Below are 14,725 nucleotides of genomic sequence, written 5' to 3'. Positions count from 1 at the left end.
AGAATACATAATAACTAGTAATCAGGCTGGCTAATCTCCTACTTAGAAAGCTGAGAAAAATAAATATTAACCTTAAAAAACGAAGAAAAACAACCCAAAACCAAAACTAAAAAAGCCATCCAGCTCCTACACCAGATGGCCAAGATTTTTAACAATTAATCCAGTAACCATTAAAAAACAAGCAAATTTATGAAATTACGCTGTAAAACAACCATGTTTGACAGGGAAAAGAAATCATCTTTTTTTCACTTGTCAAAAAAAACCATTATGATCATGCGAATCAGTTTATTCCACATTTTCTTACTGACCTGCGGCACTCCAATGGTATTTGCTACCGAAATGAGCGGTCAGAATTTAGAATCGATATCTGTTGATATTGAACTTCATAATCAAGACATTAAAACTTTATTTAAGACAATAGAAAATAAAACGGGACTACTGTTTGCTTATCAGCCGCAGATCATAAAAGATTTTCCAAAAGTAACTACACCACGAGGACGCCGCAGTGTTAGTGATATTTTGAATACCGTATTTCAGGGCAGTAATTTAGTTTACAAACAAGTAGATAAAAACGTTGTCATTTATAAAAAAGAAACTCCTAAAACCACAGCATCAAAAACAGATGACAGTGAAGCCAATTACATGCTAAATGGTAAAGTGCTGGATGAAAATGGTCTGCCTCTGCCGGGTGTGTCTATTGCAGTTGTAGGAAGCAATAAACAGGGCGTTTCAGATTTTGATGGTCAGTTTTACATCGAACTGCCAGCAGGGAAACACGTGCTGAAAGTATCTTATTTAGGATATAAAACACAGCAGGTTACCGTTGAAAACCAAACCTCTATTACCATTAAAATGCAGCCCGATCTGGCTAAACTAGATGAAATCGTAGTGATTGGTTACGGCACAACGACAAAAAGAACTTCAACTGGGTCTGTAGTGAAAATTACATCTGAAGATATTGAAAAACAACCGATAACCAATATTCTGCAAACGCTGCAGGGAAGAACTCCCGGCGTTTTTGTAACGCAGACTTCGGGTTACGCAGGAAGTGATATGAATATTAGTGTCCGCGGGCGAAACTTTATTGAAGGCAGTAATATTCCTCTTTATATCGTAGATGGAGTTCCATACATTGGAGACGATATTAAACAACAGGTGCAGGATCAAAATGTGATTAGAGGAGCTCAAAAATCAACAAGTCCGCTAAACATCATTAATCCAAATGATATCGAAAGCATCGAAATTTTAAAAGATGCCGATGCAACGGCAATTTACGGTTCAAGAGGTGCAAACGGTGTTGTACTGATTACGACTAAAAAAGGCAAGTCTGGAAAAACTGAGTTTACCATAACTACCAACTCTGGAGTTTCGGAAGTAGCACATATGGTCAAAACATTAGATACTCCCGCTTACCTGAACATGCTGCAAACTGCTTTGAATAATAACGGCGATGTTGCTGATGTTGGCAGTAACGGTATTGCCCTTACAGACTGGGATCCTAATGCTTATACAAACTGGCAGAAAAAATTAATAGGAGGAACTGCTAACTTTAATAATTATTCAGCATCTTTAAAAGGCGGGAACGAAACAACGAATTTCCTTTTGAGTGGTGCTTACCATAAAGAAACTACGGTTGTGCCTGGAGATTTTAGCTATGATAAATTCTCTACTAATTTTAATATTAATCACAGCACATTAGACAGGAGATTAAAAATTGGTGCTTCGGTAATTTTTGCTACAGATAATAATAAACTACCATTTTTTGATATCACAACATATGCGGTCGGCACTGCTCCTAACCGTCCTTTATACAATGCAGATGGCAGCTATTATTGGTCACCAGACTATTTTAGTGATATAAATCCTCTTGCCGCTCTAGAGAAGAGAGTAGACGATAAAGGACTCAATTTAATTACCAGCTTTAATCTTCAATACGAAATTGCAAAAGGACTTTCTTTCAAAACAGATTTAGGATATGGAAGAGCTCAAATGCAGACCAAACAATTTATGCCAGGATCGGCAGTTAATCATGTTTATGCTGAAGCAAACGGCAGTAATGTAAACTTTCAAAGATCTTATACGGTTTCAACTAATAATACCAATAATTTTACTGTTGAGCCTCAGCTTAATTATACAACAGAATTATGGAAAGGAAACTTAACAGCACTTGTTGGAGGTTCATTGCAGAATAGAAAATCAGAGATGCCTTCTTATGTGAATTCAAATGGTTACAGCTCAGATAATTTAATTGGTAACTTAGGAACTGCAGAAAGCATTACTGCCAACAATGGAAGTGTTGAATATAAGTACATTTCTCTTTTCAGCAGATTAAACTATAATATTCAAAACAGGTACATACTAAATGTTAACTTTAGAAGAGATGGCTCATCCCGTTTTGGAGCGAATAATCGTTTTGGAAATTTTGGTTCTGTTGGTGCAGCCTGGGTATTTACACAGGAAAAATTCTTAAACAATCTTTCATGGTTAAGCTTTGGAAAACTACGCTCTAGTTATGGTGAAATTGGAAGCGATGCTATTGGAGATTACCAATATGCTGATACTTTTGACACTCGTACATATGGAAGCGGAAATGCCTCTATGACAGCAGCTAGAATTGCAAACCCTAACATTAGATGGGGATTAACAAAGAAATTTGAAGCGGCACTTGATTTAAGTTTCCTAAACGACCGCATTTCTTTTACGGCAGCTTATTATAAAAATACTTCGAGTAACCAATTGGTAAACTATACCCTTAGTGCACAGGCAGGTTTTACAACTTATACGGCAAATTTACCGGCTGAAGTTGAAAATAAAGGGTGGGAATTTACCCTTGGTACAACAAATATTCATACTAAAAATTTAAACTGGTCAACTTCTTTTAATATTTCAACCAATTCTAACAAATTAGTATCATTTTCTGGAATAGAGTTTACCAGCTACTATTCTCAATATGTTGTTGGAAAACCTTTAGGGGGCAGATATTTATACAACTTTACAGGTGTTGATGCAGATGGAATTGCTCAATTTGAAGATAAAAATGGAGACGGCAGAATCTCCAGCGGATTTGCAGAAACCGGCAGAGGAGACAGAAAATATTATGGACCAACTTATCCGCAATATTATGGCGGTATCTCCAATACGATTAGCTATAAGGCTTTTACTCTTGATTTTTTATTTCAATTTGTAAAACAGGATGGTACAACTTTAATGACGGACACCGGGGCACAACCAGGTTATCCTTACAGCACTGCAAATTTTCAAGTGGATGAGTATAATCATTATTTAGCGCAGGGAAATGTTTTAAGTTCAGGTTTTCAAGATAGTTTCTATGATTATATGGGATCAAATGCCTCAATTGTAGATGCATCGTATATAAAACTTAAAAATGTAAGTGCTTCTTACCAAATTCCTTTAGATGAGGCAACAAAGAAATATTTGCAGAGTATCCGACTTTCGATTCAAGGACAAAACTTAGTAACATTTACTAAGTATAAAGGTCTTGATCCTGAAACACAGGGATTGGCACTTCCGCCATTACGTACTATAACTTTTGGAACTCAGTTTACATTTTAAATCTCAAAATCATGAAAAATATTTCAAATAAATATACCTATATATTTTCATTTTTTCTTTTGCTAGGAATTACGAGCTGTGACGATGCTCTTGATGTTGATATCCCTAGTAATCAATTATCATCAGAAAATGTGTACTCTACAGAAGCAACTGCTGAAGCCGCTGTAAACGGAATCTATCAAAGTATGGTTACAGATTTTTATTATAACAGAGTGCATTCTATTCTTGGAGAAACTGCTGATGAATTGGTGCCAGCAGCTGGTATTGCCAATGTTTACAGTTCTAATGAAATCCCAGAAACCGACGGAACTATAAATGGTAATTGGGGCGAATTATATAAAACTATCTATAACGCAAATAACGTAATTGAAGGAATCTCTAAAAGTACTTCTCTTAATGATGTGAAAAGCAAGCGATGGATTGCAGAAGCAAAATTTTTACGAGCGTATTGTTATTTTTATCTGACTAATCTTTGGGGAAATGTGCCTTTAGTACTTACTACAAATGTAGATGTATCTGCACTGTTGCCGCAATCTCCGCAAGAAACTGTTTATGCACAAATTTTGCTTGATTTAACAGATGCGTCAAAAGATCTTCCAACGGATTACAAAGATTATGACCAAGAAAGAATTAGAGCTACAAAATGGGCTGCAGAAACTTTATTGGCAAGGGTAAATCTTTATTTAGGAAGATGGACTGAAGCCGCTGCTCATGCCTCTACAGTAATAAACCAGACAGGAACTTACAAAATAATTACTGATCTGGGAGATGATAACAGTCCGTTTATTGCAGACAATGATGAAGCTATATTACAGATACCTTATTTTAATGTTGATTACACATACGAAGGATCTTCTGTATTCACAACGGGTGGTACTTTTTTGCTGAGAAAAGGCAATTCGCTCTTTGAAACTGGTGACGCCAGAAAAACAAATTGGACAATTGATATTACAAATGGAGCCGGCGTATTATTAGGTATCGCACCTTATAAATATCACAACGGATTTGGTGATTCTCCTGTAGAACGCTCTACCGTATTAAGATTAGCAGAGCTGTATTTAATTAGAGCCGAAGCCAGAGTAAGATCAAATGATATTATAGGTGCCCAGCAGGATATTAATGTTCTTAGAAATAGAGCCTTATTAAATGATACTACCTTAACAGATGTAAATCAGTTGCTAGATTTAATTGCTCTTGAAAGACAACGCGAGTTCTTTGCAGAAAACGGACATCGATGGCTGGACCTTAAAAGAACTGGCAAACTAGATGAAACCCTCTCTGTTTTATCTGATAAAATCTGGAAAACTACAGATAATTTATATCCAATACCAGAACCTGCTATTCGTTCTAATCCCTTTTTAATCCAAAATACAGGATACTAAAAAATTAAAAATAACGCAAGAATGTACTTTCAACAAAAATACATTCTTGCGATTTTAAAAACACTATGGAAACAACAATTGTAAGAGTTGAGGATTTGTCGCATCAATACAGTAAGGATTGGGCAATACAAAATATTAGTTTTGAAATTAAAGAAAATAGAATTTTAGGTCTTTTAGGATCTAATGGAGCTGGAAAATCAACTACAATGAATATTCTTTGCGGCGTGCTAAACCAAACAAGCGGCAATATTTTTATTGATGGAATAAATCTAAAGGAAAACCCGGTTGAAGCCAAAAAATTAATTGGTTTTTTACCGCAGACACCACCTTTGCACTTAGATCTTACGGTAGATGAATATCTAATTCACTGTGCGGAACTGCGTCATGTAAAAAAAGAAGATTTAAAAAATGCTTTAGAGAAAGCCAAGGAACAATGCGGTATTTCACATTTCAGCCACCGATTAATTCGAAACTTATCTGGAGGTTACAGACAACGTGTAGGTATTGCTCAAGCTATTATTCACGAACCTAAATTAGTAGTTTTAGATGAACCAACAAACGGGCTTGATCCTAACCAGATTTTAGAAGTTAGAAAATTAATCAAAAAAATATCAAAAGATAAAGCCGTTATTTTCTCTTCTCATATTTTATCCGAAGTTCAGGCAACCTGCCAGGATATCAGGATGATTGAAAACGGACATATGGTTTTTGCCGATACGCTTGATGCCTTCAATAACTACATCGAAGCAGATAAATTGACAGCAAGTTTTGAAAATCCACCGCAAGTCGAATCTTTAACAGCTATTCCAGAAGTGACAGATGCCGTTTTTCTTTCTCCTAAAAAAGTGCAGATAACATTTGACGGAACTCAGGAAGTTGCCGAAAAAATCATTTCGTTAAGTGTTCATAACAATTGGAAATTACGTGAGATTCAATTCGAAAAAGTTTCCCTTGATGAAATTTTTGCACAGTTATCTAAAAAAGCGCCTTCTAAAAATTCTATTCCTTCTTAAAAAATAAACAAATGAAAACAATATATAGAATTGCTAAAACAGAGCTCAACACTATGTTTTACTCACCTGTCGCATGGGTTGTTTTAGTAATATTTTCAATCCAGTCCAGCTGGAAATTTTTCAACTCTATTGAACGTTTTGAAAAAGCACAAAAAATTGGAGAGGGTCTTGGCAACTTAACTCAGATTACATTTTCAGGTTTCAATGGTTTATATACAGAAATGCAGAATTATTTATACTTATATGTGCCGCTTTTAACAATGGGACTAGTAAGCCGCGAAATTAACAGCGGTTCGATCAAACTGTTACTTTCTTCGCCAATTAAAATTAAAGATATTGTACTTGGTAAATATTTAGCTATTGCTGCGTATTGTCTCTTATTCATTGTGATATTAGGATTACAGGTTGGTATTGCGTACTTCTCTATTGAAAATTTAGATTTAAAATTTGCCGTATCAGGTCTTATTGGTTTGTATTTATTGGTTTGTACATATGCCGCAATCGGGCTTTTTATGTCTTGCCTCACTTCTTATCAGGTTGTGGCTGCGATCAGTACTTTGGTAGTTTTGGCAGGTTTAAATTTCATCGGCAAACTTTGGCAGGATGTTGAAGTTGTAAAAGACATCACCTATTTCCTTTCTATCTCTGGACGTGCAAATGAAATGCTGGAAGGTCTTATCATCAGTAAAGATGTAATCTACTTTGTTTTGGTAAGCAGTCTTTTTATCGTGTTGAGCATCTATAAACTACAGACAGGAAGAGACGCACAAACAATCTCAAAAAGAGTTTTAAAATATACTTTACTAGTCACAATTGTTTTATCATTTGGCTATATTACTTCCAGAGCTTCTCTTACGCTGTATCAAGATATGACGCGTACAAAAGACAGAACATTAACAAAAACCAGTTTAGATATTGTCAAAAAAATAGACGGCCCTATAAAGTTAACTACTTATGTAAACTTACTAGACATCAACTATTATATGGCGATGCCTTACTCTCAAAATTCAGATATAGCAAGCTTTGAAAAATACACCCGTTTTATACCACAGATGGAAATGGAATATGTGTATTATTATGATACTTCAAACAATGAAGCTCTATATGCTCAAAACCCTGGATTAAACGACAAAGAGCTTGCGCAGAAAATGATCGAAACACAGGATTTAAAGCTAAAAAAACTTTATTCTCCAGAAGAGATTAAAAAGGTTGTAGATTTAAAACCTGAGCAGAACAGAGTTGTACGAACTGTGGAATATAACGGTAAGAAAACATTCTTAAGAATGTATGACGATATGTTTAAGGTTCCTATGGAAAAAGAAATCTCTGCCTCTTTAAAACGTCTAGTTGTTCCTGCTCCTAAAATCGTTTTTGCAACCGGCAACATGGAAAGAAGCGTTGATAAAATTGGAGATAAAAATTACAAAACTGGTTTTAATGAAATCACTTTCAGATATTCACTTATCAATCAAGGATTTGATGTTTCTTCTGTAGATATTAATGCGCAGAATATTCCAGAACAAACCACAATTTTAATCATTGCCGATCCGAAAACGCAATTGAGCCAAGGTGCTGTAGACCGCATCAATAAATACATCGATCAGGGAAAAAATGTAATGCTTTTAGCTGAACCTGAAACGAATTCTGCTTTAGCTGCTGTAACAGATAAGTTAGGTTTAAGTTTTACCAAACAAGCTCTAGTTCAAGAAAGTGAAACTAATTCGCCAGATTATTTAGTTACTGAAGTTTCAAAAAATATTGATTCGACTGTAATCAAATTCACTAAAAACAAAGACAACAATCCAATTCCGTTTTTAGGAAGCAGTGGGATTAAAATGGTAAAAGAGGTTGGTTTTAAAGTGACACCTCTTTTAAAAACCAACACACAGCCGGCTTGGGAAGCAAAGACTGGAATTACTTCAATTCCTGAAGATTTGAAAAAACAACCTGCTGTAACTGCTGTTCCGCTTGCTGTAGCTTTAACCAGAAATGTAAATGGTAAATCACAAAAAATAATTGTGGCAGGAGATGCCGATTTTATGGGTAATGCAGAATTAAGCCGAGGCGGATCAGGAACATTTCAGTTTTTTACTGATATCTTCAGCTGGTTTACCAATTATGAATTTCCTATAGACACTACTCGACCTGAAAATATCGATAAAAAAATAACGGTAAATGCTAATCAGGTTTTCATGAGTAAAATTGTATTTATTGCACTGTTTCCTTTATTGATTATACTCAGTGCTGCTTTCATACTGATTAGAAGAAACAGAAGATAAAAAGTATCAAAATGAACACTAAAAAAAATATCATCATTGGGATTCTCGCCTTGTCTTTTCAAGGCGTATTTTCCCAATTCAAAACCAACATTCCGCTGGATAAAAATGTGACAACCGGAAAATTAAAAAATGGGCTGACATATTATATTCTCCACAACGAAGAACCAAAAGACAGAGCTAGTTTTTACTTTGTTCAAAATGTAGGTGCCATTCTAGAAGACGACAATCAAAACGGATTGGCGCATTTTCTGGAACACATGGCATTTAACGGAACAGAACATTTTAAAGGAAAAGGGATCATTAAAATGTTAGAGAAGAACGGAGTAAGTTTTGGTAAAGACATCAACGCTTATACTGCTCAGGATGAAACAGTGTATAATATCAGCACAGTTCCTGTCAGCAACGAAAAACTAATCGATTCTACACTTTGGGTTCTGCATGACTGGTCAGGATCGCTGTCTTTAACTGATGCCGAAATCGATGCTGAAAGAGGTGTAATCAGAGAAGAATGGAGAACCAGAAGAACAAGTGATTTTCGTTTAAAAATGCAGACAGATCCCGTTTTATACAGAGGTTCGCAATACAGTAAAAGAGATGTTATTGGCGATTTAAATATCATCAACAATTTCAAATATCCTGAATTGAGAAACTATTATAAAAAATGGTACCGCCCAGATTTACAAGCTGTAATCATTGTTGGTGATATTGATGTAAAAGCAATGGAACAAAAAGTGAAGACCATTTTTTCAGGAATTCCACTGGCAAAAAAAGCAGTTCCCCGCCCCTACTTTAATATTCCAAAACACGATGAATTGTATTTTGGCACGGCGTCAGACAAAGAAGCATCTTCTTCTTCCATTACACTTCAATATGTCTTAGACGAGCCTTTATTAAAAGACAGCATCGTTACGCGTAAAAACGTAATGAACTCATTTTACACCAGCATTTTAAACAATCGTTTCAAAGAATTGCTTTTAAAAAATCAAGGTGGTGCTTTAAACTTAAAAACCTATTTTGAACCCATTTCAAGATTAAATACTTCGTTTAATATTTCGGCTTTAGCCAAAAAAGGAAAAATAATCCAGGCATTTGAAGAAGCTTATACAGAGACAGAGCGCCTAAAGCGTTTTGGTGTTTCTCAAATAGAATTAGACCGAACTAAAAAGATTTTCATAAGCTCTTATGATGATTTTATAAACAATAAAGATAAAGTTGACAACGACAGCTGGGCAGATAAACTGACCAATTATTTCTTAAAAGCTAAGCCATTCCTTTCCCCTGAAGATGATTATAAATTAATTGTTGGGATTATAAAAAGTATCTCTTTAGAGGAATTGAATGCTTATGCGAAAACCATTCAAAAACCAACAAACCAAGTGGTTTTAGTTACTGGTTCAGATCAGGATAAAAATGATTTTCCAACAAAAGAAGCTGTTGTAAGCGTAATGAAAAAAGTCGAAAAAATGACTTTGGAACCTTACACTAAAAAAGAAAACAACGCTCCGTTAATTGATAAAGAATTAAAACCTGCTTCAATTAAAAAAACATTTGAAATAGCTGGAGTTAAGGACGCAAAAGGTTATATTTTAGAAAATGAAGCTAAAATAATTGTACTTCCAACAAACTATTCACAAGATCAGATTATTTTCTCGGCATTTTCAAAAGGAGGTAAATCTTTAATTAAGACAGAAGATCTCGCTTCTGCTGAAATTGCAACAACAATTGCAAGATCTTCAGGTCTAGGTAATTTTGATAATATTGGTCTAAAAGAAAAACTGACCGGAAAAGTTGCGCAGGCCGCACCGTTTATTGGTCAAAATACACAGGGATTCCAAGGAAGTTCAAATAAAGCCGATTTCGAAACTATGCTGCAAATGGTTTATCTTTCTTTTGAGTCGCCGCGTTTTGATCCAAATATTTTCAATATCCTAAAAGACCAATATAAAAACCGACTGGAAACTATTAAAAAAGATAATGAAAGTGTCTTTAAAGATTCTATTGATTTAGCAAATTCAAATCATAATGCCCGTACTTTTATTTTCAATGAAAAATTTCTTGAATCTATTGATCTGAAAAAAGCCGAAAACATTTACCGTGACAGAATTAAAAATGCCGGTGATTTTACTTTTATTTTTGTTGGAAACATTCCAGATTCCGCATTAGGATTAATTCAGAAATACATCGGAAATATCAACTCCAATCCAGCCTTAAAGGAAAATTATGTGGATCATTATATTGAGCCTAAAAAAGGAAAGACCCAAGTTCATTTCAAACGTCCTATGGAAGTTGCAAAAGCAACCGTTTATTTAAACTTAACCGGAAAAACAGAATACAGTAAAGAAAATGCCTTGACAATGTATATCATCGGAGAACTGTTATCAAAACGATTCTTGCAGACCATTCGTGAAGAAGAAGGCGGCAGTTACGGTGTAAACGTTGGCGGAAATCTGGAATTGATTCCTAAACCAACTTTCAGTCTGGCTCTCACTTTTGACTGTAATCCTGACAAACAGGAAAAATTAATGCAGATTGTCTGGAAAGAAATAAACGACTTAAAATCAAATCCAGTTAATGCAAATGATTTGGAAGATATTAAACAAGCTTTGTTAAAAAACCGAGAAGAATCGCTTAAAACCAATTCTTTCTGGAATACAACAATCTATAACAGCACATTAAATCAGATTCCGTTTTCGACGGATGAGGAATATAAAAATTTAATTTCTAAAATTAATCAAAAAACTATTCAGCAGTTTAGTAAGCACGTTTTGGATAGTTCTAGCAGTGTCGAAGTTATTATGAGCCCTGAAATCGAATCAGGAAAGTAAAACTTTAGGATACATTTTTATTTTATTAGTCATTAAAGGTTGTCCTCTCTGGGCAGCCTTTTTTGTTCGGTCATTCATTAAAAAAGGGCGTTTGAAGAAAATCAACCGCCCTTTTATATCTCAATAAAAAAATCTTATTTCGATGAAACTAATTCCATTATCTTATGATAAATCGCTGTGTTTTGATAAACTCCCATAAATTTATCTGCTCCTGGCCCATAAGCGAAAACAGGAACTGGAACTGCGGTATGATCATTTGTGCTGAAACTTCCGTGAACGTAACCTTTCTCGATACTTCCATCAATCAATGATAATCCACCTGTCTCGTGATCTGCGGTTACGATTAATAAAGTTTCTGGATTTTTATCTACAAATTCCATTGCTTGTCCAACTAATTTATCAAAATCCAGCATTTCACGAACAACATATTCAACATTATTTTGGTGCCCGCCGTAATCAATCTGCGCACCTTCTGCCATGATAAAAAATGGATTTTTAGTTTTTGAAAAAGTGCTTGTTGCTTTCGCTAAAGATTTAGTTAGAAAATCTCCTCTCCTATTTTTCATAGAAACGACTGCTTTATCTTCTAAAACTACAAATCGATTGTTTTTGATGGTATCTAAACTGGCAAAACTATCTGAAAATGTATATCCTTTTTCGATTAAAGCTTTAGACAAATCTTTACCGTCTTTTCTGGATTTAAATTCATTTTGACCTCCGCCAATTAAAATATCAGAAGGATTTGCCAAGAAATCATTTGCGATTGGTTCGCTCAAACTTCTTTCCGGCTGATGTGCATAAAAAGCCGCCGGCGTAGCATCTGTAATATTTCCTGCTGAAATAATTGCCGTTTTATAGTTTTTCTTAATCAATTGCTGTGTAATCAATTCCAACGGTTTTCCTTGTTCGTCAACACTAATAAAACGATTATTGGTTTTATGTCCAGTTGCCATTGCAGTTGCTCCAGCAGCAGAATCTGTAATGTAACTATCTGAAGCTTTGGTGATAGAAAATCCTTGAGTTGGAATGTTAAACAAACTCAATTGTCCTTTGTTTGCAGTGTAACCAGAATATATTTGAGTTAATCCCATTCCGTCGCCAATTAAAAGAATAACGTTTTTAGGACGTTTACTTTTAAATGCATTTTTAGGAACGTAAGCTTGATGAAATTCTGTGTTTTGGTAAAATGTCGTTTTAGTGCTATTAATGAACTGCGTCAGCTCAGTAACTTTATCTGTTCCGATAAAATCAACTTTTAAATTCATCAAAGTCATATAAGTATTTACGTTGTCCTGCGTTGCCCAGAATCTTACTTTTTTATTTTGATCGTGAACTTTCTTGATAATAGCTTGAATTTTTTCAGAATCTGCCTGCGTTAGAACTCCTTTCCCGTTCCAAACGGTGATTTCTTTTAAATCTTCGCTGATCATTTCTACACGCGCTAATTGATCTGGCGTGTAATTTTCGTTTAATCTTCCGTCAAAATAAATAAAATCTGGATATTCATTCCATTTTGAAGGTAAAGGTCTATTTCCAGAAATGACCACTTTTATATTTTTATTCGAAATAATATCTGGAAAAGTCTTTAACTGCTGTGCAATAACTTTCAAAGTCGAATCGGCATCTGATTTAATATCAATCATTAAAATTAAAGGTTTGCCGCTTGGGTACGCTTTTCCTTCTAAAGTTTTTAATTTAGAAGAAAGCGGTTCCAAATACATGTTTTTAAGCGTATTGTGAGCTGCAATTTCTTTTGAAGTGTGGGCTACAAACAATTCGTTATTCACTAAAAAAACATCGGCTTCAATAACACCGGTTTCATTAGAATAAGCGCCATAAAATGGTAATTTACTCTCGTAATCGTTATGAGAATGAATATTAGAAGAACTGTATTCCTGCGCCTGCGCGAAAAGGAAAAACTGAAGGCAAAAAAGGGTGATTATTTTTTTCATTGAAAATAAATTAAATAACAAAAAGTTGTAGGTTACTTTTTGAATTGTATGAAAATAAAAAATGGTTTCATTAATTTTTTACGGCCGCAGCCTCCTGACAAAAAAGACTGCAGCGTAAAAAAACTAAAAAAACACAATGAAATTATTGATTACCAGCCTTGGTTTTGAGTCAAAGCTCCTTTGCTTACTGCGATTTCATCTGGCGGTATTGGCCAAACATGGTGAATAGCAGGATTAAAATTACGAGCTGGATAAATTACGCTTCCATCATAATGGTGTAATGGTTTGGCATACGTTTCTTTTGCATCTCCCCAACGCACTAAATCAAAGTGACGGTCTGTCCACTCGCCTGCTAATTCGCAGCGTCTTTCTCTTTTTAAATCAACTAAAGTAGCTCCAGAAAGATCTGTAAGACCTGCGCGGCGGCGAATCATATTGATTTCTGTATCGGCATTCTGCCCTTTCATTAATTTCGCTTCCGCTAACATTAAAATCACATCTGCATAACGTAAAAGAGGTACGTTTAAAGCCGTTGAAGGTTTGTCTCCGTTTGCATTTACGTAGCGAATATCAACTCCGCCCGATGTTGTTTTTGGATAGCTGAATGGCTCCATGTATTTTTTAAACTGATAACCTGTTCTATTACTTGAACTTACCACGTGGTTTCCTTCGTTAAAAGTTACCAATTCTCCAAAATACATGAATTTATCTCCTTTTTGTAAAATGGTAGCACTGCGTCTTTTATCGTTTGGAACATAAGTATCAAACAATTCTTTTGTTGGATAGAAATTTCCCCATCCGTTGTAAACTCCCCATCCTTTATCTTCTAAACAAACTCCAGGAAAAATAGATCCTAAAGAAGTATTTTCTGCACTTGAAGTAACAGACCAAATATATTCTGATGACCAGTTATTGCTGATTTTAAATACATCCTCAAAATTGTCTAATAATTTGTGTTTTCCGCTTGCCACAATCATGTTGGCATATTTTATAGCATTGTCCCAATCTTTTGCATACAAATACGTACGAACTAAATAAGCCCATGCAGCAGTTTTGTGAGCGCGTCCGTAATTGTCTGGCGTAAGCTGGTCAAAGTAAGGTAATAAATCGGCCGCTTTAATTAAATCTGCAGCAATGTAAGCGTAGTTTTCTGCAACATTTTTAGCACGAGGCACATACACATTTGTTGGGTTTTCTCTGTCCTGAATTGGAATTCCTGCACGATCGTCTCCATAATGGTATGCTAATTCTAAATGCATTACGGCATGATTAAAATAAGCTTCTCCCAGCATTCCGTTTCTTGTACTTTCATCCAAAGGAATATTTGGCACATTGCGAATTACATCGTTGCAGCGTTTCATAATTTCATAGTGAATTCTCCAAATATCTTTTGTATCCGATTCTGCTCCGTCAACAATAAAATTTTTGATACGCTCTGCGTTTTGTCTTGGTTTTGTTCCGATATCATCACTTGCATTATTCAGCCAGAAAAAACCACGGCCATACATATTATCATCAGAATATAAAGCATATATTGCGTTTACTCCTGCCTTTGCATCTGCTGGAGTTTTCCAGAAATTTCCGCTTGAAGGCGCCCCCTGTGGTACAACATCAAGTTCACTTTCACAAGCCGAAGTGCCCATTAAAAGCACAAAACTCAATAATAAAAGACTTATTTTTTTCATTTTAATTGTTTTTTAT

The 14,725-nt window shown here is 35.0% G+C and carries 7 protein-coding genes; 5 read left to right on the top strand and 2 right to left on the bottom strand.

Annotated features, from left to right (window positions below; translation table 11 throughout):
* Positions 1-267: 267 nt before the first annotated feature.
* From EDB96_RS08850 to EDB96_RS08830, 5 genes are all read left to right on the top strand, one after another.
* Positions 268-3,573, top strand: coding sequence for a TonB-dependent receptor (locus tag EDB96_RS08850; RefSeq protein ID WP_166669284.1), 3,306 nt, complete (start codon positions 268-270; stop codon positions 3,571-3,573).
* A gap of 11 nt (positions 3,574-3,584) precedes the next feature.
* Positions 3,585-4,955, top strand: a complete 1,371-nt coding sequence (locus EDB96_RS08845) for a RagB/SusD family nutrient uptake outer membrane protein (RefSeq protein ID WP_134140219.1) — start codon at positions 3,585-3,587, stop codon at positions 4,953-4,955.
* Positions 4,956-5,020: 65 nt separating this feature from the next.
* Entirely contained in the window at positions 5,021-5,968 is a 948-nt protein-coding gene (locus EDB96_RS08840; protein WP_134140218.1) for an ABC transporter ATP-binding protein, read from the top strand.
* An 11-nt stretch (positions 5,969-5,979) separates the two neighbouring features.
* Positions 5,980-8,247 (top strand): Gldg family protein, encoded by a 2,268-nt coding sequence (locus EDB96_RS08835; protein ID WP_134140216.1) that lies wholly within the window; start codon positions 5,980-5,982, stop codon positions 8,245-8,247.
* 11 nt (positions 8,248-8,258) lie between these two features.
* A complete protein-coding gene (locus tag EDB96_RS08830; RefSeq protein ID WP_134140214.1) occupies positions 8,259-11,072 on the top strand; it encodes a M16 family metallopeptidase in 2,814 nt (937 codons plus the stop codon).
* Positions 11,073-11,206: 134 nt separating this feature from the next.
* Here EDB96_RS08830 and EDB96_RS08825 read toward each other — a convergent pair whose 3' ends face one another.
* Both EDB96_RS08825 and EDB96_RS08820 read right to left on the bottom strand, forming a co-directional pair.
* A complete protein-coding gene (locus tag EDB96_RS08825; RefSeq protein WP_134140212.1) occupies positions 11,207-13,024 on the bottom strand; it encodes an alkaline phosphatase in 1,818 nt (605 codons plus the stop codon).
* Between the two features lie 149 nt (positions 13,025-13,173).
* Entirely contained in the window at positions 13,174-14,709 is a 1,536-nt protein-coding gene (locus tag EDB96_RS08820; RefSeq protein ID WP_134140210.1) for a RagB/SusD family nutrient uptake outer membrane protein, read from the bottom strand.
* Between the last annotated feature and the right edge of the window lie 16 nt (positions 14,710-14,725).

It is taken from the genome of Flavobacterium sp. S87F.05.LMB.W.Kidney.N (assembly GCF_004366435.1).
In the GTDB taxonomy this organism is placed as follows: domain Bacteria; phylum Bacteroidota; class Bacteroidia; order Flavobacteriales; family Flavobacteriaceae; genus Flavobacterium.
Note: the sequence above shows the minus strand (reverse complement) of the source record. Positions and strands in the feature narration are given on the sequence as shown.